This window comes from Priestia sp. FSL H7-0729 (assembly GCF_038005685.1).
GTDB lineage: Bacteria > Bacillota > Bacilli > Paenibacillales > Paenibacillaceae > Paenibacillus.
Map to the genome: position 1 here is coordinate 331,676 of NZ_JBBOTQ010000001.1, position 23,382 is coordinate 355,057.

The window sequence follows — 23,382 nt, forward strand, 5'->3', positions numbered from 1 at the left end:
TTGTTGTGCATGCTATGTTTACAATGAAAGCGTCATCATGAATGGGTTCATTGACATTTCATTATCATATTTCACTTGGGAAGGAAGATGGAATTGATGAAAAATTTGCTCAAAAAGGCAACCGCAATGATGCTGGCATTGGCCCTACTATTTGGATTAATGACAGCGCCCGTTCATGCAGACACCCCACTGTTCACCATCGAAAGCGAAGATGCGCAACTCACCCCGGATCTTCAAGTGGTCACTTCGATCTATGGACAACCCAAGCCCGGATTCTCAGGGGCCGGATTTGTCTGGATGCAGAACTCTGGCACACTAACCTTCACAGTTACTGTCCCGGAAACCGGCATGTACGCAATCTCCACACGATATATGCAGGAGCTCAGTGCAGATGGCAGGTCACAAAATTTAATCGTAAATGGTGTTACAAAAGGGGCGTTCATGCTGCCTTACACGACAACATGGTCAGACTTCGATTTTGGCTTTCACAAGCTGAATCAGGGTGCCAACACGATTGAGCTGAAGGCTGGCTGGGGCTTCGCGTATTTTGATACTTTTACAGTGGATTATGCGGATCTGGACCCCCTGAATGTACAGCCTATTCTGAGTGATCCTGAGGCCACACCGGAAACACAAATTTTGATGAATTATTTAACGGAGGTATATGGTAACAATATTATTTCTGGTCAACAAGAAATCTACGGAGGAGGGAATGACGGAGATTCAGAGCTTGAATTCGAATGGATTCATGATCTGACCGGGAAGTATCCGGCTATTCGCGGCTTTGATTTGATGAATTACAATCCGCTGTATGGTTGGGAAGACGGTACAACCGATCGCATGATTGATTGGGTGAATAACCGTGATGGTATTGCAACAGCTTCCTGGCATATCAATGTGCCTCGAAATTTCAATACGTATGAGCTCGGTGACTTTGTAGACTGGAAAGAAGCTACGTATAAGCCAACCGAAACGAATTTTAATACAGCAAATGCGGTAATTCCCGGTACCAAAGAGTATCAATACGTGATGATGACCATTGAGGATTTGGCAGAACAACTGCTAATTTTGCAGGACAACAACGTGCCGGTTCTGTTCCGTCCGTATCATGAAGCTGAAGGCAACGGCGGACTGAACGGGGAAGGTGCATGGTTCTGGTGGGCTTCGGCAGGCGCAGAAGTGTACAAAGAGCTATGGGATCTGCTTTATACCGAACTGACCGAGACGTATGGCTTGCACAATCTGATCTGGACCTACAACAGCTACGTATACAGCACTTCTCCTGCTTGGTATCCGGGCGATGATCAGGTAGATCTTGTCGGATATGATAAATATAATACGATCTATAACCGTTATGACGGTTTGTCTGGCGTACCGAATGAGGATGCAATTACCTCGATTTTCTATAAGCTTGTTGAGTTGACGAACGGTACGAAAATGGTAGCCATGACGGAGAATGACACAATCCCAAGCGTGAAAAATCTGACAGAGGAGAAATCAGGATGGCTGTACTTCTGTCCTTGGTATGGCGAGCATCTGATGAGTTCTGCATTTAATTATCCGGCAACATTGAAAACACTTTATCAAAGTGATTATGTCATTACGTTGGATGAGCTGCCAAATCTAAAGGTTAACAATCCGAATCCCAGCGCATCCATTACCCCTGCAAACGTTGAATTTGACAAATACACACCCAATCAAAGCGACAAGGCTGTAACTGTGAATGCAAATGGTCATACACTGAACGCTCTTCGGGCAGGCAACTATGTGTTGACCGCAAACACGGACTACACTCTGAGCGGAAGCACATTGCTGCTGAAAAAAGCTTATCTGGCGACCCTGCCAGTTGGCGACCATTCGATTGTTCTGGATTTTAATCAAGGGCAGGACCCTGTGTTAAAAGTCAAAATTGTGGATTCAACACCGAGCACGAATGCTGCGATTTCTCCTGTGAGTGCAACATTTGATAAAGCGACGAATCCCGCGCAGGATATTAACGTCACTCTCACCCTCAACGGCCGTCAGCTTACAAGCATCACGAAGGGGAATGCTACGCTTGTATCCGGTCAGAATTATACAGCGTCCAGCTCTGCTGTTGTTCTGAACAAATCCTATCTCGCTACGCTGCCCTTGGGTCAGAACGTATTGACCTTTCACTTCAATGGAGGAAATAACGCTGTGTTTACGGTGAACGTAGTAGATAGCACGGTTACTGTGCCAGCAGGGGATTTGACGATTCAAGCCTTTAACGGCAATACAAGTGCATCCACCAACGGAATTTCACCCAAATTCAAATTGGTCAACTCTGGTAATTCGGCCATTTCGTTGAGTGATGTAAAACTCCGGTATTACTATACGATTGACGGGGAAGAAGCTCAGAGTTTCTGGTCCGACTGGGCCAGTATGGGCAGCGCGAATGTAACGAGCAATTTCGTTAAACTGGCGACTCCAGTTGCCGGGGCGGATCATTATCTTGAAGTGGGCTTTACAAGTGCGGCGGGAACGCTGAATGCAGGTCAGAGCGCAGAGGTTCAAGCTCGCTTCTCCAAGAACAATTGGACGAATTACACTCAGACTAACGATTACTCGTTCAAGGCATCCGGTAGTCAGTTCGCAAACCATGATAAGGTTACTGGTTATGTGAATGGTCAGCTGGTATGGGGAATTGAGCCGTAAGGGAGAAGCACTTTTCATGGGCTGGATCAGGGGTTAAACCTCTGATTCAGCCTTTTATTGTGTAGTCGGTGGTACACCCGTTAGACGGAATGTTCTTTTTCACTTTAAGTATGTGATGATGTATCCCTGTCTGTTACTATGCGATCTATTAGCTTTTTCGTATGGGCCATGATGAACTGAAGGAGGAGACCTGCAAAACAGACGGTTAACAACGTTCCAAGCCCGATCGGACCACTGAGGAGGAATGCCAATATCAGAAATACAAAGTAAATGAATGTTCTTGATACAAATAAGGGAGTTCGAGTGATTTCATGCAGAATTAATGTTAAGCGGTCAATCGGAATGGGGGCAAAATGGGTCTGTAAATAGATTGCCGTGCCGATACTTATAATTACTAAGCCAATGGCAAAAGTCATGAGTTGGTTGTACCAAACTACCGGCGTGACTAAAGATTCAGATACATAAAGCCATAGATCAATTCCCACACCAGTAATGAATGCGGTGACGAGTCCCAAGAACTCGGGTTTTTGCTTCTTCAGAAGCGAATTGCATCCTATCAATAGGAAAGCAATGATGACCTCCCAGCTTCCTACACTTAGGCCTACATGTTGGGAAAGCCCTACCAAAAGTGCATCAAACGGCGAGGTGCCCAGATCTGATTGGATGGTAAGGGAAATGCCCAGCGTTAAGATGAGAATACCTGCGACAAAAAGCACATATTTCAATTCATTCAACCTCTTTTTTTGATATTATGTTGCAAATACAACAAAAGTAAGATAAATTCAATGTAATCCTTTTTTATTGCATTTGCAACAAATGATTCATGATTAACTTGTTAAAGGAATGTGAATATAGATGACGATTCGTATAGAGAGATGCACCAGTGAACATATAAGTGAACTGCAGGAGATCAGTTATGAGACGTTTAATGAAACGTTTAAAGCGCAAAATTCACCTGGAAATATGAAAGCTTATCTGGAAAAGGCGTTTAATCGGAAACAATTAGAAGCAGAACTGTCCATGGCGGATTCACAATTTCATTTTATTTCCGTCAATCATGATCTTGCAGGGTATATGAAGGTAAATATCAATGATGCCCAGTCTGAGAAGATGGGCGTGGAATCCCTTGAGATTGAGCGGGTATACATCAAGAAAGAATTCCAAAAACATGGCCTTGGTAAAGTATTGCTCCATAAAGCCATAGAGGTGGCAAGAGAACATCATAAAACAAGTATCTGGTTAGGGGTATGGGAGAAAAACGAAAATGCCATCGCCTTTTATGAAAAGATGGGGTTTGTACAGACTGGAGCTCATACTTTTTACATGGGAGATGAGCAACAGATTGATTTTATAATGACCAAAACGATACAGTAACTGGTTCAATGAGGAGATAAGCTTGGGAGAAAAAATGCTGTTAAGCAGAATTCTTTCGGGCTTTTTTATGTTTTGCCAGAACCGTTGAATAATAAAATGTAGAAATGGACGAGAAAAATCACATAATTAATATTATGTAAACTTATTATTTTCGATGACCATCATAAGCTGTATCTATGGCTTTAGGAAAAGTTAAAGTCCTGATTAATACATAATGGACAGTAAAATTCAGCTCAATAATCGTTAAGGGAGCCGATTGAATTCGAGGAAGATCAGTACAGTTTATTAGTTTATTTCTGCGTTTGGACAGCCATTCGAAAATCGTTTTCGTTTGTCGTCTAATAGATCGTGTTACGTTCTTAATAATCACTATATTAGTTGTACATATATCATGTTAGAAGAACTTTTTGCGCATGAAAAGGGCGTGCTAATTCATCATGTTAAACTATTTGGTTTTAGACGCGGAAAATGGAAAATAAAATTAATGTATCAAGTGAGAAATGAGGTGGATTGTACTCTTCGAATGAGCCAAAAAAAGGGCTGAAATCAATCAAAATATTAATTGGATAAATAAGGTATAAATCGTTCGAAAGGCGCTACGACGCCGATTATAGATCAATTCCATATGGATTTGCGATGGATTTAGTACCGCTTTCACGATATGCTTTTGGAAATTGGAAAGGAAGTGGGAAATATGGAACGCGAACTGGCGTTGGAAATTGTCAGAGTAACAGAATTGGCTGCGTTAGCTTCAGCACCCTGGATGGGACGAGGCGACAAGAACAGTGCAGATGAAGCAGCTACTTTGGCCATGCGCGCCATGTTCGATTCCGTGTCCATTCGCGGCACGGTGGTAATCGGTGAAGGAGAAATGGATGAAGCACCCATGTTGTACATCGGCGAGGAAGTGGGCAACGCTGAGGGGCCTGAGGTTGACGTGGCTGTAGACCCGCTCGAAGGTACAGAAATCGTGGCCAAAGGACTAAACAACGCTCTATCGGTTATTGCAGTGGCGGGAAAAGGTAACCTGCTCCACGCACCGGATATGTATATGGAGAAATTGGCGGTAGGGCCTGCACTTGTAGGCAAGGTCAGCATAGAAGATCCGGTTGAAGTCACACTGGAGAAAGCCGCTGCCGCATTGAACAAAAACATCTCGGATCTGACAGTGATGATTCTGGATCGTGTGCGACATGAGAGCATCATTAAGACACTGCGCAAGGTCGGCGTGCGGATCAAGTTCCTCAGTGACGGTGATGTGGCGGGTGCAATGGCACCGGCCTTCCCGGAGGCGGGCATTGATCTGTATGTCGGATCTGGAGGAGCGCCGGAAGGTGTGCTGGCTGCCGCAGCGCTATCTTGCCTTGGGGGCGAGATTCAAGGTCGCCTGATGCCTGCCAATGCAGACGAATTCCAGCGCTGCCTGCAGATGGGGATTGATAATCCGTACAAAGTATTAACGATGCAGGATATGATCGGTACGGAGGACGTCATTTTTGCCGCAACGGGTGTGACGCCAGGGGAGATCTTGGGAGGGGTACGGTATCTTGCGGATGATCGCGCCGAGACGGATTCGATTGTCATGCGTGCCAAAACCAAAACCATTCGATTCATTCGTTCCCAACACTTCTTGCCTAACAAAGAAGTGCTGCACAAAGTAAGACAGCTTCAATCCACGCCTGAACCATCGGACCGCATTCCGAATCATGTAAAAACGTTGGAACAGGCAGAGTTTAGTCAATCCTCCGTTGATCATAGTGTTACCACCACGTTGTGAGCCGGACTCTCCATGAATTAAACAAATAGCATCAACTGAGAGCGTTGTAGTGAGTTTGATAAGTAACTTGAACCCCTAAGGTTACAGGGCAAGGAGTTAATAAAAGTATCAGCGCTGGCAAGAAAATAATGAGGGTTTGGGTTAATCCAAGCCCTCATTATTTTTTGTATTAAAGCATTGACAACGGTTACATAGCATGAGAAAATGTACGCGCGTACATAAATATCGATTTTTAATTATTACATTATTGCTGATGAGTTATATAAGTTGAACTAATCATTTACACGATAACGGAGAGGACAGAAAAAACCTGAAAAAGCGAAGTGTTCGCCTTTATCACCGGATTTTCCCTTAAGAAAAGGGAATCAAAAGAAATCTGGGGATAACAGCGATTGGAAGGTTATTCTGTCATCGTAGTGTCAGTGTAAATAATCTTTAGTTCAACTTATATAAAGGGGGGTGAAATTCATGGCATCTCGTAAAGAAGTGGCTGATCTTGCGGGTGTTTCCGAGGCGACGGTCTCCCGGGTGCATAATGGGGTAGGTCCTATTAAGGAAGAGACACGCCGCAAGGTTCTTGAAGCTTCCGAACAGTTAGGCTATGTGCCCAGCGCACTTGCTCGCAGTTTTGCCAGAAGTAAAAGCGGGAACCTTGGCGTAGTATTGCCTTATGTTCCGAAGGCGCATCTGTTCTCGGCGTATTTTTTCTCGGAAATGCTGAGTGGGATTGGAAGCAAAGCCAGAGACAATGGCATGGACCTGCTGGTTATGTTCCGGACACCCGGTGAAGTGATGAATTATACGGATCTGTTCCGGCGTCAGAAAGTGGATGCTTGCATTATCCTTGGTGCCCGAGATGAACATGAAGAACTGGCAGCCATGCAGCAGCTTCACCAGGAAGGACACCCATTCTGTGTAATGAATCAGCATTTTGCGGGCCAATCGTTCACGGAAGTGGATGCGGATCATGTGGAAGGCAGCAGGCTTGCCATACGCCATCTTACGGATCAGGGGTATCGCCAAATCGCTTTTCTCAATGGTCCAGACAGCTATTCCAACAGCCAGGAGCGAATGGAAGGTGTCCGTCTTGGCTTGCAAGAAGCAGGTATGGAGTTGGATCCAAGTCTCTTGCTTGAGGGAAATTATAGTAGAAGAAGTGGGATTGAGGCAGCAGCGATTGTAGCAGATCGCCTACATGAGATTGATGCTGTATTTGCGGCCAATGACCGGATGGCCATTGGGGTCATGCATGGTTTGCGTGAGCGGGGAATTCGGGTGGAGGATTTTCCGGCATTTGTCGGTTATGACGACTCCGATGCCGCCGAGATGGCGGTTCCGCCGCTGAGCAGCGTCAGGGTTCCATTTTTTGAGATGGGTGAACTTGCAGCATCGAAGCTTATGCATGGGTCTGCAGGTATCACGCATAAGGCGAATAACTCAGTTGTGACGCTAACCGAATCAGCGAGAGCGTTGTTGCCTACCGAATTGATCATCCGTGCTTCTTCTATCCGTCAATAGTTTATTGGTACACATATTGAAAGACTTTTTATTATTCCAAAGGAGGAAATGACCATGTCAAATCGTCTTCGTGTCGGAATGGTTGGATACAAGTTTATGGGGAAGGCCCACAGTAATGCCTATCGCAGTCTGCCGATGTTTTTTCCGTCTGCTCCGCTGCAGCCTGAGATGTCTGTGATCTGTGGACGTAACGAGCAGGGAGTGCAGGAAGCAGCGAATCAGTTCGGCTGGTCCGAAAGTGTAACCGATTGGCGCGAACTGGTGAAGCGGGATGATATCGACCTGATTGATATTAACGCGCCAAGTGATGCCCACAAGGAAATTGCTTTGGAAGCAGCCCGTCAGGGCAAGCACCTGTTTTGTGAGAAACCACTTGCTCTGTCCCTCGCGGATTCGCGTGAGATGCTTCAGGCAGCAGAGGAGGCCGGAGTCGCTCATATGGTCGGGTTCAACTATCGTTTCTCACCAGCAGTGCAATTAGCGAAGGATCTGGTGGAGAGCGGACGACTGGGCAAAATCTATCATTTCCGTGCGTTTTTCCTTCAGGACTGGATCATGGACCCTTCGTTCCCGCTGGTATGGCGTTTGCAAAAAGAAGTAGCTGGCTCCGGTTCCCATGGGGATCTGGGTGCGCACTTAATCGACCTGGCTCGTTTCCTCGTTGGTGAATTCCAGGAAGTTATCGGTATGAGCGAAACATTTATCAAAGAACGACCACTTGCAGCCGAGATGACCGGACTGAGTGCAAAAGGTAGTTCGAATGCGGATGCACCCAAAGGAGAAGTAACCGTCGACGACGCGACGCTATTCCTGGCCCGATTGGCAGGAGGTGCGCTGGGCAGCTTCGAGGCTACACGTTTTGCAGCGGGCCATCGCAGTACGAACTCGTTTGAGATTAACGGCAGTCTTGGCAGTGTACGATTTGATTTTGAGCGTATGAATGAACTGGAAGTGTATTTTACTAAGGATGAAGAGGACGTACAGGGATTCCGTCGTGTACTGGCAACCGATCCTGCACACAAATATGCTGAAGCCTGGTGGCCTGCCGGACATACGATTGGATTCGAGCACACGTTCACGCATGAAATGTTGGAGCTGGTAACTGCGATCTCTGAAGGACGACAACCATCACCGAGTTTCCACGATGGGGTCGCTTGTCAGGCTGTACTGGAAGCCGTGGAACGTTCGGTGACGGAGCGGCGCTGGGTGACGCTTGAAGAAATGTGAGCAAGATGTACAGCGAGACAGAGACGTCAGGATTAGAGTTGAACACAACTAATATATCCGAAAGCGAGTGATGAAACGATGAGTAAAGCACTTATTGTATGGGGCGGCTGGGATGGACATGAACCGGAGCAGGTAGCAGCGATTTTTGAACGTATATTGAAGGAAGAGCAGTTTGAGGTTGAAGTCTCGAATACGTTGGAGTCTTATGCAGATGCAGAGAAGCTGATGGGTCTGGATTTGATCGTACCCTTGTGGACGATGGGACAGATTGAGCAGGAACTGGTCAATAACGTATCAGCGGCTGTTCAGAGTGGGGTGGGCTTGGCTGGTCTTCATGGCGGGATGTGTGATGCCTTCCGAAATAACGTAGACTGGCAGTTCATGACGGGTGGACAATGGGTTGCTCATCCAGGTAACGATGGTGTGGAGTATATGGTGAACATGAAGCGCGGCTCTAGCCCGTTACTGGATCACATTGAAGATTTTCAGGTAAAAAGTGAACAGTACTACCTGCACGTAGACCCGGCAGTGGAAGTGTTGGCCACAACTCGTTTTCCAGTGGTGAGTGGTCCGCATGCAGCGAATGGACCGGTGGATATGCCTGTTGTCTGGACTAAACGATGGGGCGCAGGTCGGGTATTTTACAACTCACTGGGACACCATGCTGACATTGTAGACATGAAACCTGTGACTGAAATGATGCGCAGTGGTTTCAAGTGGACAGCAGCAGGCAAAGAACTTGCCAAGAGTCGAGTAAGTGCAGCAACCGAAGTGTATACAGGTATGGCGGACAACCAGAACTAATGAGATTGTAGTTTGATTGCAAACGTAACTTCAGTGTCAACAATTCATCCTCAATGGATAAACCATTTCTGATCCACGGCGAAGGGAGCCTCAGGCATGAAAACAATGAAAGTAGGCATTATTGGCTGCGGTAAAATCAGCGGTATTTATATGGAAAACTGTCACCGGTTCGAGGTGCTGGAACTTGTTGCTGTTGCGGATCTTGATCGGAAACGTGCAGAGGAGCAAGCTGCAGCCTATAACGTGCCAAACGTATACAGCGTGGATGAAATCTTGGCTGATCCCGAGATTGAGCTGATCATCAACCTGACGATTCCTTCCGTTCATGCGGATGTATGCTTGCGGGCCCTCGAATCAGGCAAACATGTCTATGTGGAAAAACCACTAGCAGTTACCCGTGAGGAAGGTCAGGCTGTGCTCGAAACAGCGAAGCGTAAAGGACTGCTTGTGGGCTGCGCACCAGAGACGTTCTTTGGATCAGGCATCCAGACTTCACTTCAATTGGTGGAGGAAGGAGTAATCGGAAAGCCGGTAGCGGCGACTGCATTTATGATGAGCCGTGGTCATGAACACTGGCACCCAGATCCGGAGTTTTATTACGCGTCAGGCGGTGGGCCAATGTTTGACATGGGTCCATACTACCTCACGGCATTGGTTCAACTGATGGGACCGATCAAGTCCATTGCGGGCATGACAGGTAAAGCCATGGAAGAACGCACGATTACGAGTGAGAAAAAGAGAGGCCAAGTGGTTCCCGTCGAAATTCCAACTCACGTTACGGGTCTGTTGCAGTTTGAGCAGGGTGCCATTGGCACGCTGATTACGAGCTTTGACGTATTTGGCGGAAGTTCATTGCCACCGATTGAGATATATGGCACGCACGGTACATTGCAAGTACCTGACCCCAATACCTTCGGCGGTCCGGTACGTTACCGCTTGCTGGGTGAACAGGAATGGACGGAAGTTCCGCTCCTCCCAGGGTATCAGGAGAATACACGAGGCATTGGTGTAGCAGATATGGCCTATGCAGCACATAGCGGACGTGCACATCGGGCGAGCGGGGAACTGGCATACCATGTTCTTGAGGCCATGTGGGCATTCCACGATTCATCCGATGAACAGACGTTTTACCAGATGAAAAGTTCGTGTCAGCGCCCGGCTGCATTGCCAGTGGATCTGCCATTGTATACATTGGATAAGTAAGATAACTATTAAAGTTTACGTTATGACGAATAGCCCCTTTTCCTCCAAACCAGGAAAGGGGCTGTTTTTTTATCGAATCAGAAAAAATTGGAGATAACAGCGATCAGAAGGTTGTTCTGTCATCGGAGTGTCCAGTGTATATATTCTTTGGTACAACTTAAATAGTCACTTATGGCTCAAATCCCGCCTGACTGATCCAAATTTCATTCTCGGCAAAATGGTCTTTCATTCGCTGAACCACAGTCTGATACGCATCTGGCTGATACCAGTGCTCCATCCCAACTTGCTGGTATAGCGACTCCATGCCGAGTCGACGGGTGCGCTTGCCCTCACTGCCATCGCCCATGAAATAATCGTCAATGCATACACGCTGAACCAGAGGTCTCAGTATAGCTGCAAACTGTTCACTGCTGGGTAATACGGGAGCAATCGCAACCTGAGTGGGTATTCCGGCATCTCGCAACTGTTCCAATGCACGTAAGCGGCCTGCAATCGGGGGAGCGGAAGGACTGAAATGCTTGCGCATATCGTCCAGATCTGTCTCCACCGTCATGCTGACCCGAACCCGGTCACCTAACTGTGCTAACAGATCTATATCCCGGGTAACGAGTGGACTTCGGGTTTGGACTAATACAAAATCGGGCGGATGCTGTACCATCGTTTCAAGTAATGAACGCGTGATACACTCCTTGTATTCGGCGGGTTGATACGGGTCTGTACTGGATGACATGAACAGCGTGACTTTGCCTTTCGCCAGGGCACGCTGCAATTCTTTGGCGAACACTCGGGAGGCCTCCTGTTTCACATCAACCCAGCTCCCCCAATCCTCTTTGCGAAATAAGGAGACAGGCATCTGTCTGACATAACAATAGGAACAACCGAAGGCGCAGCCTGTGTAAGGATTCAGCGTATGTGTATAGCCATTAAGAAACCCTGTCCCCTTGTTGAGTAATGTTTTGGGTACTTTGTAAGTAAGATTTGTTTTCATAAGTTCTCATGCCTTTCGCGGTAGTGTGCAGGTGTGAGACCTGTGTGTTTGCGAAATACAGTAATGAAATAAGCTGAGTTGGGTATACCGACTTGGCGTCCAATATCAGTGACAGTAAGTCTGGTATGTTCAAGCAACTTCCGGGCTTCGGTGATTCGTTTTTCCTGAATATATTGAACCGGTGTGCGGCCTGTAATCCGCTTGAACACACGATGCAGATGATAAGGACTGCCATGACTTACAGTGGCAAGGACATCCAAGGTTAGAGGTTCGGCGTAATGATGTTCGATGTAATCCGTGATCCCGTATATCCACTCCTGATCAGGTACACGCTCGCCTGTTGGTTTACAACGTTTGCATGGTCTGAACTTTCGTGCCAATGCTTCTTCGACATGTTGAAATATCAGTACATTTTCAGCTTTGGGTGCTCTGGACTTACAGGAAGGTCGGCAGAAAATGCCCGTTGTCTGCACACCGTAAAAGAACGTTCCATCATAAGAATTATCGTTGTGGATGATGGCATGCCAGTATTTTTCATCTATTGATTCGGGCTGTATACGATCTTGATCTGGACTTTCCACGGTGATCACCTCATCTCTAATTATACCCCTGATTCCAAGGGATTGACGAAGTTTCAGCTTAAAAAGCAAGATATCAATATTTTGGGATATGGCTCTTTCCTTCAATCTGAACGAAATATGAGCTACAATATACAAGATGGAAAGCAGTTAATATCTCAAATGAAATTTATAGATGAAAGAGGTAGGTAGCATGGTTCGTTTTGGCGTAGTGGGTACCAACTGGATTACAGAAAGGCTTCTTGAAGCCGCAGCACAGGTTGAAGGATTCAAATTAACCGCTGTGTATTCAAGAACTGAAGAAAAGGCTAATGCATTTGCAGATAAATATGATGTTGAACACCGATTCACCGATCTGGAAGAGTTGGCGGTAAGTGATGTGATTGATGCAGTCTACATTGCAACACCAAATACGATTCATGCAGAGCAGGCTGAGCTTTTTCTGAGAAACGGCAAACATGTATTGTGCGAGAAACCTCTGGCTGCAAATAGCGCCGAAGTTCGGAGTATGATCGATACAGCACGAGAACACGAGGTTCTACTCATGGAAGCGATGAAATCGACCCTTGTTCCCCAGTTCAAAATAGTACAGGAAAGCCTGCATAAAATCGGGCCTGTCCGCAAATACGTCGCGGGATACTCTCAGTATTCTTCGCGTTACGACAAGTACAAAGAAGGCATCGTCCTGAACGCGTTCAAGCCTGAACTCGCCAATGGGGCGTTAATGGATCTCGGTGTGTATTGTCTCTACCCATTGATTACTTTGTTCGGTGCACCTAATCGGGTTCAATCCCAAGCGATGATGCTGGAATCAGGCGTGGATGGACAGGGTAGCGTGCTGCTGGATTATGATGGGATGGATGCGGTCGTTACATACTCCAAAATCTCCAACTCTCATCTACCAAGCGAAATTATGGGGGAACTGGGCAGCATCATCATTGACAAGATTGGTTCACCTGAACATGCAGAGATACGATACAATGACGGTACGGTGGAACAGCTCACAGTCGAGCAAAAACATCCGGCGATGTATTATGAAGTGGAGGAGTTCGTGAATCTGGTTCAGGAAGGCCAAAAGGAATCCAGTATGAACACGTATGAACGCTCTTATGTTACGATGCAGGTCATGGATCAGATTCGGAAGCAGATTGGGCTTGTGTTCCCTAACGATTGATTCCAAAACAGGAAAGGTAGCTGAGACGAGATGAGAAGAGTTGAGCAGAGCAGAGCAATAGTATAGAAGAGCAGAAGAACAGCAGAGAAGATCAGCAGTCCCATGATTCTGGTAGTTTGGAACTGACACAGATTATTTTCATAGGAAGAACCTTCGAGGAATATATGAAGATGTTCAACTTAACGGTGGAGGATCTTGCTGGCAAGTCCATTCTGGATTGTCCAAGTGGAGCGTGTTCGTTCAGTAGCCAAGCGCGCAAATCGGGGGCTGACCCCATGGCCGTGGACATTGCCTACCACTACGAGATTGACGAGCTTGAACTAAAGGGATTCCAGGACATTGAGCATACGATGAAACAGATGGAACCCGTGCAAGGGAACTATGTGTGGGATCAATTTGAATCCATCCAGGGGTTAAAGGAAGAACGAACTCGTGCCATCACAGACTGTATTGCAGATATGAGAAAGTTTCCTGACCGTTATGTAGCGTCTGTGCTCCCGGATATTCCCTTTGCGGATGAACAATTCGATCTGACGTTATCCGCCCATTTCCTGTTTACGTATGCGGATCGATTGGATGTTGATTTTCATGTTGCAACCGTGATGGAACTACTGCGTGTGACCAAACGAGAGGTTCGCATTTTTCCAACAGTTGATCTGTCTGGCGAACGTTACAAGCATATGGATGCATTAAAATTAATACTTGAAGAGCTTGGGTACACGGTATCCGAAGAACCAACTTCATATGAGTTTCAACGCAATGCGCACACCATGCTTCAAATTGTGAAACAAAATCGAACAAGATAGGAGGTTTTTCGGATGAATAAAGTTCTTATACTTGGGGGTACACGCTTCTTCGGCAAACGTCTCGTGGATCACTTGCTGTGGGAAGGAAAATCGCAGATTACAGTCGCAACTCGCGGTAACACGGATGTCGACTTCGGACCGGAAGTGAACCGGATCAAGATGGATCGTGAAGACCCGGAATCTCTGGCAGAGGTTGCACAGACAGACATGTGGGATGTTGTGTACGACAATATCTGTTATTCCCCGGATGCAGCGAAAGCGGCATGTGAAGCTTTTGCAGGACGCACCAAAAGGTACGTTTTGACATCGACACTCTCGGTGTACGGTGATCCCAGACCTGGATTCAAGGAAACGGATTTTGACCCGTATACATATCCATTACAGTATGGGAGTGCGGAAGATTTATCATATGGCGAAGGCAAACGGCTTGCGGAGGCTGTCTTTTTCCAGGAAGCGGATTTCCCGGTTGTGGCGATGCGCATCCCAATTGTACTCGGGATTGATGATTATACGAGAAGACTTCATTTTCATATTGAACATGTGCAAAAAGGAAAACCGATTGGCATGCCGAATCCGGATGCAGAGATTGGATTCATTAATTCTACCGAAGCGGCAAGATTTCTTGCTTGGCTGGGACATTCTTCCATTACCGGTCCGGTGAATGCAGCTTCCAAGGGTGCAATTACGCTGTCAGCCATGATACATCTGATCGAGACGGTCACGGGCATGCAGTCCCAGATCCTCACGGAAACGGTGAAAGAAGATATGTCACCCTTCGGCGTTGAGCAATCATGGACGATGGTGACGACCAAGGCAGAACAAGCTGGATATACGTTCGAACCTCTGATGGACTGGTTCCCGGGACTTGTTCGAGAAGTCGCTCTCGCATTACAGTCGGAGCGGTAGACATATCGCCTGAATGGGAATTGATGAACCAAACGAATAGATGGAATAGATCATTCTAACAAATGAAACATAAAGCAGGGTGCAACCAGAGCGTATTCTCCGGTGCACCCTGTTTTATGTTGTATCTCTTTTCAAATCTGAATTGGAACTAATTCAGTCTACTCTTGCGCCAAACTCTATTTTGGCTCACGTGGGGCAGCGGCAGAAGCACGTATGCGCAGTTCTGATGGAAGGATGACGGTCTGGGATTCGGAAGGGGCTTTTCCCTCAATCCGGTCGATTAGCATCTGTACGCCGCGAAACCCAAAATCATATGCGGGCTGTGCCACTACGGTCAAGAAAGGATCAAAGGCAGAAGCCAGATCCAGATCGTCAAAGCACACGACGGAGATGTCTTCTGGCACGCGCAGTCCCCGTTTGCGCAAAAGCCGGATGACCCCAATCGCCAGCATGTTGTTGGCTGCAAAAATGGCTGTTGGTTGCTCCGGTTGAGAGAGTAGTCGATCCACTCCCTCTTCATCGCTGAAATCCCGGTACCCGGTTCGAAGTACAAGCTCGGGATCGAGATCTGCTCCAGCCTCACGCAAACCCTCCAGATAACCTTCTTCCCGCAGTCTGGCGGTAGAAACCTCCGAAGAACCATTGACCAGTGCAATGCGCTGGTGTCCCAATTGCACCAAATAACGGATCAGCTCAATTGCACCTTCCCGGCTATCACCGGCAATGATATCTGATGTAATGCCAGGTACGGTGCGGTCCAGAAAGACAAACGGAATGTGACGTTCCTGTAACTGTTTCAGATGAGGCAGAGACCGATCTCCCGCCGGGGCAAAGAGTACACCGTCCACCCGAGTGGACAGAATCGCATCCACGTAATCCTTTTCCTTATTGTAATCCTCGTCACTATTACCGAATAAAAGCCGGTACCCGCGAAGATGGGCTGCATCTTCGGCACCACGGGCGAGTGTTGTATAAAAAGGGTTGGTAATATCCGTAATCAGCAGGGAGAGCATCTGGGTTCGTTGAAGCACAAGGCTGCGTGCATTGGAGTTTGGAATGTAGCCCAATTCGTCGATCACCTGTTGCACACGTTCGCGTGTCGCGGAACTTATGCGGCCTGTATGGTTAATGACCTTGGAGACCGTCATGGCGGAGACGTTGGCTTTTTTGGCAATATCGTAAATGGTAATCATAAGAGATCTAACCTTTCCGCAACATAGTCTTACCATTCTATAGGATAATGCCAATTGACAGCAAGATAGGCTCATGCTATGTTAGGGTTACCGATAACCCTAAAGGGTTCTGAACGTTTTTACTACATAAACCATTTCGTTGAATTCGCTTATGCACGTTCCATTTTCTTGAATAGAGGGACTACATCCATAGCTGATTAATGAAATGGTTTATTGGTATTTTTTCAAATATGTAAACGCATTCAATATCGAGTAATGCTCTTGATAATCTGTGTATGCATCTCTTGCGTGCCACTCGGGTATCGGTTGTATTTCCGTCATTATCTCATTCCAATCAATGCATATGGATCAGACAGAAGGTTTCTCAATTCAACCCAAATTCTATGAAACGAATTGAAGGAGGCATTCCAGTATGACACATCAGGATTATCGTTATAAGCAGGCTTTCCCCAAGATTGGTATTCGTCCCACGATTGATGGAAGACGCAAGGGTGTTCGGGAGTCACTGGAAGAGCAGACGATGCGGATGGCGACATCCGTTGCCGAGCTGCTTGCAGCCGAACTGCGTTACCCTGACGGCTCAGCAGTAGAGTGTGTTGTGGCTGAGACCTGTATTGGTGGAGTGGCTGAAGCGGCCGCAGCATCTGAACTATTCAGCCGTTCCAACGTGGGTGTAACGATCACCGTGACACCATGCTGGTGTTATGGTACCGAAACGATGGACATGTCGCCAGCCATTCCTACAGCGATCTGGGGTTTTAATGGAACTGAGCGTCCGGGTGCGGTATATCTGGCAGCAGTACTCTCTGCCCATGCACAGAAGGGGATTCCGGCCTTTGGGATCTATGGAGAGGATGTACAGGATGGCGGAGATACAACGATTCCCGATGACGTGCGTGAGAAATTGCTCCGTTTCAGCCGTGCGGGTCTTGCAGCCGCTACCTTGAAAGGGCAAGCGTATCTGTCCATTGGATCGGTGTCCATGGGAATTGCGGGTTCGATTGTGAACGATTCATTTTTCCAGGAGTATCTGGGCATGCGCAATGAATACGTGGATATGAGCGAACTTACTCGCCGTATCGAAGAAGAAATCTACGACCCCGAGGAGTATAAGCTCGCGCTGGCATGGGTGAAGGAGAATTGTAGCGAAGGTCCGGACAACAACGCTACCCATCTGCAAACGGATCGCAAACGCAAAGAGTACGAATGGGAAACGGTTGTGAAAATGACCCAAATCGTGCGTGATCTCATGGCGGGCAACCCGAGATTGGCAGAGCTGGGGTTTACAGAGGAATCGATGGGCCACCACGCCATTGTATCCGGCTTCCAGGGACAACGGCAGTGGACGGATCATTCTCCAAACGGAGATTTTCTGGAGTCGATATTGAACTCTTCTTTTGATTGGAATGGCAAACGTGCGCCTTATCTGGTTGCAACAGAAAATGATAGCTTGAATGGCGTATCGATGTTGTTCGGTTCGTTGCTCACACATACGGCTCAGATCTTCGCTGATGTACGTACGTATTGGAGTCCGGATTCGGTACAGCGTGTGACAGGTCACCAGTTGGAAGGAAACGCAAAGGATGGCATCCTGCATCTGATTAACTCGGGTTCCGCAGCTTTGGATGGCACAGGACAACAGTCCAGAGACGGGAAGCCTGTCCTCAAGCCATTCTGGGAAATTACAGAAGAGGAAGTTCAGGAATGTCTGAAAGCAACATCGTGGAGACCTGCATCCGTAGAATATTTCCGTGGAGGCGGCTACTCAGCAGATTTCCTGACCAAAGGTGGCATGCCTGTAACGATGACACGTCTGAATCTCGTCAAAGGACTGGGACCGGTACTGCAAATTGCTCAGGGATACACCGTCGATCTGCCTGAAGATGTGCATGATACGCTGGATCAGCGAACAGATCCAACATGGCCATCCACCTGGTTTGCACCTGTTCTAACCGGATCGGGAGCGTTTACTTCCGTATACGAGGTCATGAATCAATGGGGCGCTAATCATGGCTCCATCTCGTATGGACATATAGGTGCTGACCTGATTACGCTCGCTTCCATGCTTCGTATTCCGGTCAATATGCACAATGTACCTGAATCGGAGATTTTCCGTCCGCGTGCATGGGGATTATTCGGCACCAGTGAACCGGAGAGTGCAGACTACCGTGCTTGCAGTGTGTTTGGCCCGCTGTATCGTTGAAATAACGTTCCATTCCTGTCAAAACGCCATGTTCCTTGAAATGAGGTAACATGGCGTTCTCTTGAAAGCTGTGTTCAGAACTCGAATACGGCATATCGCGTAGAGTTAAGGAGGCTTGGTAGAATGGGCAATCAAGCAACACATGTGCTTGCTGCCGATTACGGCGCCGGTAGTGGACGTGTAGTCCGGGGTTCTTTTGATGGAAGCAGACTCTCGTTACAAGAAGTGCATCGATTCAACAACGAACCCGTGCAGCTGGGGGGCGAATTGTATTGGGATTTTTTGCGACTTTTTCATGAATTAAAACAAGGCATTGTGAAAGGGACGCAAGGTATCTCTCCATCGGTCCGTTCAATAGCAGTGGATACATGGGGAGTGGACTATGGATTGGTGGATGGTGCGGGAAGATTGTACTCGAACCCACGTCACTATAGGGAAGCACGCAATGCACAGTGGATGGAAGAAGTTCTGCACATGGTGAAAGAAGAAGAACTGTATGCCATGTCCGGTGTCCTGCCGCAGCAGATCAACACCGTATTTCAACTGCTAGGGAGTGTACGAGAGCAGGCCGAGGGTTTGCGTCCGGATGTGCGGATGTTATTTATGCCTGATTTATTTCACTATTATCTATCCGGTCAGCAGGCTTGTGAGTATACGATTGCAAGTACCAGTGGGCTGTTGCACGCAGGCGAGGCACGTTGGAATGAACATCTGATCGGGCGTCTTGGTATATCTGAAACATTATTTCCAAGGCTCGTTCAGTCCGGTACCGTACTGGGTAATTTAACGCCTGAATTGTGCGCAGAATTACAAACTGGACCGATGCAGATCGTCTCAGTGGGATCACATGATACAGCCTCAGCCTTGGCAGCGATTCCAGCGATGGATTCAGATTTTGCGTTTATCAGTTGTGGAACCTGGTCTCTTATGGGTATGGAACGTGATACGCCTGTATTGGATGACCGGAGCCGTGCACTGGGGTTCACGAATGAAGGGACCGTGAATGGCAAAGTTCGCACCCTGAAAAATCGTTCAGGTCTGTGGCTGCTACAGGAATGTAAACGACAGTGGGAGCGGGAAAATCAACTCTTTTCACACGAAGAACTGGTTCAGCTGGCTACCTTGGCAACGCCGCATCAATGTTACGTATCTCCGGGAGATGGTGTGTATCTGGCGCCAGGGAAAATGCCTGAACGAATACGGCAACAATGCAGTGTCAGCGGACAGACTGTACCCGAAACGACTGGAGCGATTGTGCGCTGCATTCTGGAAAGTCTTGCACTGGAATTCAGGCAGACGCTGGATGAACTGCAATGGATTACAGATACAAGACCTCGTGTCATTCATATGGTTGGTGGCGGCGTACACAATCGACTATTGTGTCAGTTTACAGCCAATGCAACAGGTATTCCGGTGGTGGCGGGCCCGGCAGAGGCGACTTCGGCTGGCAATTGCATGCTGCAGTTCTTGGCACATGGAGAAGTGGGGAGCTTGGCCGAGGTCCGGGAAGTCATGGCTGCTTCCTTTTCCCCCGAGACCTATGAGCCTAAGGATATAGAGCTGTGGCAGGAAGCATATGCAAGCTACCAAAGTTTGTATCAAATCAAACGGTAATGAACAGATGCAATGAACATGGATGCAAAATGCTTGCTAAAAAAAAAGGATGAGGAGTGGTGAGGAACAATGTCTGAACAGCAAATAAGGGAAGAATTGACGAAATATGCCCGCAGAGCAGTTGCTCAAGGGTTGGTGGTAGGACCCGGCGGGAATCTGAGTGCTCGTGCTGGAGGAACGATGCTGTTGTCTCCAAGTGGTTATGCACTTGAAGACTTGGAACCGGATGAGTGGATTGCTATTGATATCGAGACAGGTCAGACTAGTGCGGGATCAACACGTCCATCTTCTGAAGTATTGATGCATCTGTATAGCTATCGTATCCATGCGGATATCCAAGCCATTGTGCATACGCATCCTGCGTATACGATCGCACTCAGTCTCGTTTTCGATAAATTGCCACACTTGTTCCCCGATCAGTCTGCATTGGTAGGCGACATCGGGTTCGTTCCATATGTTCTGCCAACGACGAAACAACTTGCCGATGCAGTCTCAGCAAAGGTAGAGGAACATACGGCACTCATTCTCGTCAATCACGGATTGGTCACTACAGGTAAAAACCTCCGCGAAGCCTATTACCGCACCCAGGTGGTGGAAGAAAGCGCGAAAGTATATATGATCGCCAAGGCAGCCGGAGAACCCAAAGTGTTAACTGCTGAAGAATATAAGGAAATTCAATCCCTTGAAAGTGAAGCCTACCGTGTGCAGCTGTTGCAACAACTCAAGTCTTAAGACGGGTTAATCATTCGTCAAAACCTGACATGAAACTAGATAATCTTATATTTTTCTCCACAAGTATTGCATAACCTGAAATACCGAGTATAATACTTGGTAAATAGACGAAAAGGGGATGCAATAAACGATGAAAACACATGCTGAATTGAACTCACTTCTTGTTGACGATTATCTGGATCTCCTGAACATTGCAAAACAGCTAGGTGATGAGGAATGGAAAGATGCCATTCTGCAAGCATTGAAAGAAGAAGTCGATGCGAATCATCATCTGGATTCTACAGAGGTAAGACAGGATTTATGGAGCCAATTTGAAGGCATTAATGAACAGATGCATGATCTGTTAATACAACTGAAGCATGCTGACAATCCTGAGGAGAAAGAGCAGATTATTGAGATGATCTGGGGATTGAAAGTAGACCGTCATGCGATCACACGTAAACTTGAAACCATGAGCCGTGCCAGTGCTGGACATCAATAAGCTCTAGGTTGATTATACATCAAAAACCCGCGTGTTTCCTGGGAATATCCCTAGGAAACACGCGGGTTTTGTTTTTTTTTGATGGATGCCACAAGGCATCATTCTTAATTAAAAGCGTATTATTTGAACGACTCTCTTAAAATTGTTTTGCGAAAGTTCGTGCTTGCTCTATAGCTTGTTGCTTGATCTCATCTGCACGATCTTTATATTGATTATGGCCCTCGACAAAAATGCCATCAAGCTTCGGCACACCGAGGAAAGACATGATAATGCTTAAGTAACGATGACCGGATTCCATCTGAGCCGCTGGGCCTTCGGAATAAATGCCGCCGCGGGCCTGAATATGCAAGGCTTTTTTGTCAGTCAACAGTCCGACAGGACCTTGTTCGGTGTAACGGAATGTTTTGCCGGCTACACAGATGGAGTCCACATAAGCCTTCAGAATGGGAGGGAATGAGAAGTTCCACATCGGTGTTACAAAAACATATTTATCTGCTGAGGCAAATTGATCCGACAGTTCATTCAAACGACTTACTTTCGCCTGTTCTTCGGCAGTCAGATCACTGCCCGATTGCAGTTTGCCCCAACCACTGAAGACATCCGCATCGATATGGGGAATATCTGAGCGATACAGATCGAGGTGAACAACCTCATCCGAAGGGTGATTTTCACGATACGCATCAATAAATGCTTTGCCCGTAGCCATGCTGAAGGAGGTTTCATGATCATGAGGATGGGCAGTAATATACAATAAGGTAGACATGTAGTTCTTCCTCTCTGTGCGATTAATGGGATGAAGCGATCTTGGCAATGATGAAGCGACCGCAGTAGTATGCATCGTTTTCCCCGTTTTATACGTCAGATAGGAATTGAATGGATCGATCATGATACTGAATTGGTTGCTATATAGTGACCAGATACTCAATCCATGTATAATATACAGGACGAGTATTATTTTCCAAAGACAATAGGATGAGTGAGATGAGCGCACATGGGAATGGACCTGGAGAAGCAACGATTAAGCATTGAAGCAGCGAAATTGTATTATCAGTCCGATTATAGCCAGCAGGATATTGCCGCCCGGTTGGGCGTGTCGCGTCCCACGGTGTCAAGATTGCTACAGTACGCCAAAGATCGTGGATACGTGCGAATTGAAATTATGGACCCGCTGGAGGATATCGACATCATTGCCGGAGAACTTAAGTCGAAATATGATCTGGATACGGCACTTGTGTGTTTTGCCCCTCTGAAGAGTGATGAAGAGATACAGAAGCATATTAGCAAACGAGCAGCAGACTACCTTCAAGAGACGGTTCAGGATGCAGATATTATCGGTGTGACTTGGGGAACAACCATGCATGCCGTAGCACGGCAGCTTCGCCCCAAGCAGGTTAAAGGTGTCGAAGTCGTGCAATTGAAGGGGGGCGTGAGCCATTCCCATGTCAATACGTATGCGGCTGAGATTGTACATTTATTCGCTGAGGCATTCCATACAGTACCGAGGTATTTGCCGCTGCCTGTTATTTTCGACAACATTGAAGTAAAAAACATGGTCGAAGCCGATCGCCATATCGGCAGAATCGTAGAGCTTGGCAGACAGGCTAACATTGCTTTGTTCACTGTGGGTACTGTGAAAGAAGATGCGTTATTGTTCAGGCTCGGCTACTTCAATGAAGAAGAGCAGCAATTACTGATGAACTCCGGTGCAGGTGACATTTGTTCACGCTTTTTTGATGCGGAAGGTCAGTTGATCAGTGAAGAGATCAACAGCAGAACCGTCGGCATTGACTTGGCTGAATTGAGAAATAAGGAAAAATCCATTCTGGTAGCCGGAGGACAACGCAAAATTGAAGCGATTCACGCCGCGCTTAAAGGTCATTATGCGAATATTCTGGTTACGGATCAGTACACAGCCCAGGCATTACTGCGATTCTAATTTCAAATGGATATGGATGACAACATCTGCCACGTAAAAAGGGCGGATGTTTTGCTTTGTTAGGCAGAAAATATAAAGAAGCAAGAACGGTAAGTTAAGGTGTGAACAAAAGTTCAAGTTGATTTTTACATATGTTCATGTTAGTGTAAGGGTATAGAAAATAACTAGTTCAGATAAGGGAGAGATTCAATT

At 47.0% G+C, this 23,382-nt stretch carries 20 protein-coding genes; 15 read left to right on the top strand and 5 right to left on the bottom strand.

All coding sequences use genetic code 11. The annotated features are described in order from the left end of the window. Positions 1 to 96: 96 nt before the first annotated feature. A complete protein-coding gene (locus MHH93_RS01480) occupies positions 97 to 2,676 on the top strand; it encodes a X2-like carbohydrate binding domain-containing protein (protein ID WP_500052394.1) in 2,580 nt (859 codons plus the stop codon). Positions 2,677 to 2,780: 104 nt separating this feature from the next. Here MHH93_RS01480 and MHH93_RS01485 read toward each other — a convergent pair whose 3' ends face one another. Further along, entirely contained in the window at positions 2,781 to 3,401 is a 621-nt protein-coding gene (locus MHH93_RS01485; RefSeq protein WP_500052395.1) for a YczE/YyaS/YitT family protein, read from the bottom strand. Positions 3,402 to 3,531: 130 nt separating this feature from the next. Here MHH93_RS01485 and paiA point away from each other — a divergent pair, with 130 nt between their 5' ends. The 6 genes from paiA (at position 3,532) to MHH93_RS01515 (ending at position 10,579) form a co-directional block, all read left to right on the top strand. Continuing rightward, positions 3,532 to 4,050: a spermidine/spermine N(1)-acetyltransferase gene (paiA, locus tag MHH93_RS01490; protein ID WP_500052397.1), complete on the top strand. Its 519-nt coding sequence runs from the start codon at positions 3,532 to 3,534 to the stop codon at positions 4,048 to 4,050. A 694-nt stretch (positions 4,051 to 4,744) separates the two neighbouring features. After that, positions 4,745 to 5,827, top strand: coding sequence for a class II fructose-bisphosphatase (glpX, locus tag MHH93_RS01495; RefSeq protein ID WP_500052398.1), 1,083 nt, complete (start codon positions 4,745 to 4,747; stop codon positions 5,825 to 5,827). A gap of 468 nt (positions 5,828 to 6,295) precedes the next feature. Next, a complete protein-coding gene (locus MHH93_RS01500) occupies positions 6,296 to 7,345 on the top strand; it encodes a LacI family DNA-binding transcriptional regulator (protein ID WP_500052400.1) in 1,050 nt (349 codons plus the stop codon). A gap of 54 nt (positions 7,346 to 7,399) precedes the next feature. Beyond that, positions 7,400 to 8,572 (top strand): Gfo/Idh/MocA family protein, encoded by a 1,173-nt coding sequence (locus tag MHH93_RS01505; protein WP_500052402.1) that lies wholly within the window; start codon positions 7,400 to 7,402, stop codon positions 8,570 to 8,572. A 78-nt stretch (positions 8,573 to 8,650) separates the two neighbouring features. Then, entirely contained in the window at positions 8,651 to 9,376 is a 726-nt protein-coding gene (locus tag MHH93_RS01510) for a ThuA domain-containing protein (protein WP_215077644.1), read from the top strand. A 96-nt stretch (positions 9,377 to 9,472) separates the two neighbouring features. Continuing rightward, the gene (locus tag MHH93_RS01515; RefSeq protein WP_500052404.1) at positions 9,473 to 10,579 is read left to right on the top strand and encodes a Gfo/Idh/MocA family protein; all 1,107 of its coding nucleotides are present in this window, start codon (positions 9,473 to 9,475) and stop codon (positions 10,577 to 10,579) included. A gap of 169 nt (positions 10,580 to 10,748) precedes the next feature. Here MHH93_RS01515 and MHH93_RS01520 read toward each other — a convergent pair whose 3' ends face one another. Beyond that, positions 10,749 to 11,567, bottom strand: coding sequence for an SPL family radical SAM protein (locus tag MHH93_RS01520; protein ID WP_500052406.1), 819 nt, complete (start codon positions 11,565 to 11,567; stop codon positions 10,749 to 10,751). Beyond that, positions 11,564 to 12,148 (bottom strand): bifunctional transcriptional activator/DNA repair enzyme AdaA, encoded by a 585-nt coding sequence (locus MHH93_RS01525; RefSeq protein WP_500052408.1) that lies wholly within the window; start codon positions 12,146 to 12,148, stop codon positions 11,564 to 11,566. Before MHH93_RS01525 ends, MHH93_RS01520 begins: the two co-directional genes overlap by 4 nt. Positions 12,149 to 12,338: 190 nt before the next feature. On the opposite strand from MHH93_RS01525, the gene MHH93_RS01530 reads away from it, so the two are divergent. From MHH93_RS01530 to MHH93_RS01540, 3 genes are all read left to right on the top strand, one after another. Beyond that, positions 12,339 to 13,319 carry a Gfo/Idh/MocA family protein gene (locus tag MHH93_RS01530; protein ID WP_500052410.1) on the top strand — a complete coding sequence of 327 codons (981 nt, stop codon included), beginning with the start codon at positions 12,339 to 12,341 and terminating at the stop codon, positions 13,317 to 13,319. A 164-nt stretch (positions 13,320 to 13,483) separates the two neighbouring features. Then, complete coding sequence (locus tag MHH93_RS01535; protein ID WP_500052412.1) at positions 13,484 to 14,125, top strand: SAM-dependent methyltransferase; 642 nt, start codon at positions 13,484 to 13,486, stop codon at positions 14,123 to 14,125. Positions 14,126 to 14,137: 12 nt separating this feature from the next. Continuing rightward, entirely contained in the window at positions 14,138 to 15,031 is an 894-nt protein-coding gene (locus MHH93_RS01540; protein WP_500052414.1) for an NAD-dependent epimerase/dehydratase family protein, read from the top strand. A gap of 176 nt (positions 15,032 to 15,207) precedes the next feature. Here MHH93_RS01540 and MHH93_RS01545 read toward each other — a convergent pair whose 3' ends face one another. Next, a complete protein-coding gene (locus MHH93_RS01545; protein WP_500052416.1) occupies positions 15,208 to 16,224 on the bottom strand; it encodes a LacI family DNA-binding transcriptional regulator in 1,017 nt (338 codons plus the stop codon). A gap of 412 nt (positions 16,225 to 16,636) precedes the next feature. On the opposite strand from MHH93_RS01545, the gene MHH93_RS01550 reads away from it, so the two are divergent. From MHH93_RS01550 to MHH93_RS01565, 4 genes are all read left to right on the top strand, one after another. Next, complete coding sequence (locus MHH93_RS01550; RefSeq protein ID WP_500052418.1) at positions 16,637 to 18,427, top strand: L-fucose isomerase; 1,791 nt, start codon at positions 16,637 to 16,639, stop codon at positions 18,425 to 18,427. A 123-nt stretch (positions 18,428 to 18,550) separates the two neighbouring features. Further along, positions 18,551 to 20,041, top strand: a complete 1,491-nt coding sequence (locus MHH93_RS01555) for a rhamnulokinase (protein ID WP_500052420.1) — start codon at positions 18,551 to 18,553, stop codon at positions 20,039 to 20,041. 69 nt (positions 20,042 to 20,110) lie between these two features. Next, positions 20,111 to 20,773, top strand: a complete 663-nt coding sequence (locus MHH93_RS01560) for a class II aldolase/adducin family protein (protein ID WP_500052422.1) — start codon at positions 20,111 to 20,113, stop codon at positions 20,771 to 20,773. 130 nt (positions 20,774 to 20,903) lie between these two features. Beyond that, a complete protein-coding gene (locus MHH93_RS01565; protein WP_500052424.1) occupies positions 20,904 to 21,254 on the top strand; it encodes a hypothetical protein in 351 nt (116 codons plus the stop codon). 136 nt (positions 21,255 to 21,390) lie between these two features. Here the strand turns inward: MHH93_RS01565 and MHH93_RS01570 are convergent, their stop codons facing one another. Next, a complete protein-coding gene (locus tag MHH93_RS01570) occupies positions 21,391 to 22,017 on the bottom strand; it encodes an FMN-dependent NADH-azoreductase (protein WP_500052426.1) in 627 nt (208 codons plus the stop codon). Positions 22,018 to 22,251: 234 nt separating this feature from the next. Here MHH93_RS01570 and deoR point away from each other — a divergent pair, with 234 nt between their 5' ends. Beyond that, entirely contained in the window at positions 22,252 to 23,190 is a 939-nt protein-coding gene (deoR, locus tag MHH93_RS01575) for a DNA-binding transcriptional repressor DeoR (RefSeq protein ID WP_062836066.1), read from the top strand. The last annotated feature ends 192 nt before the right edge of the window (positions 23,191 to 23,382 follow it).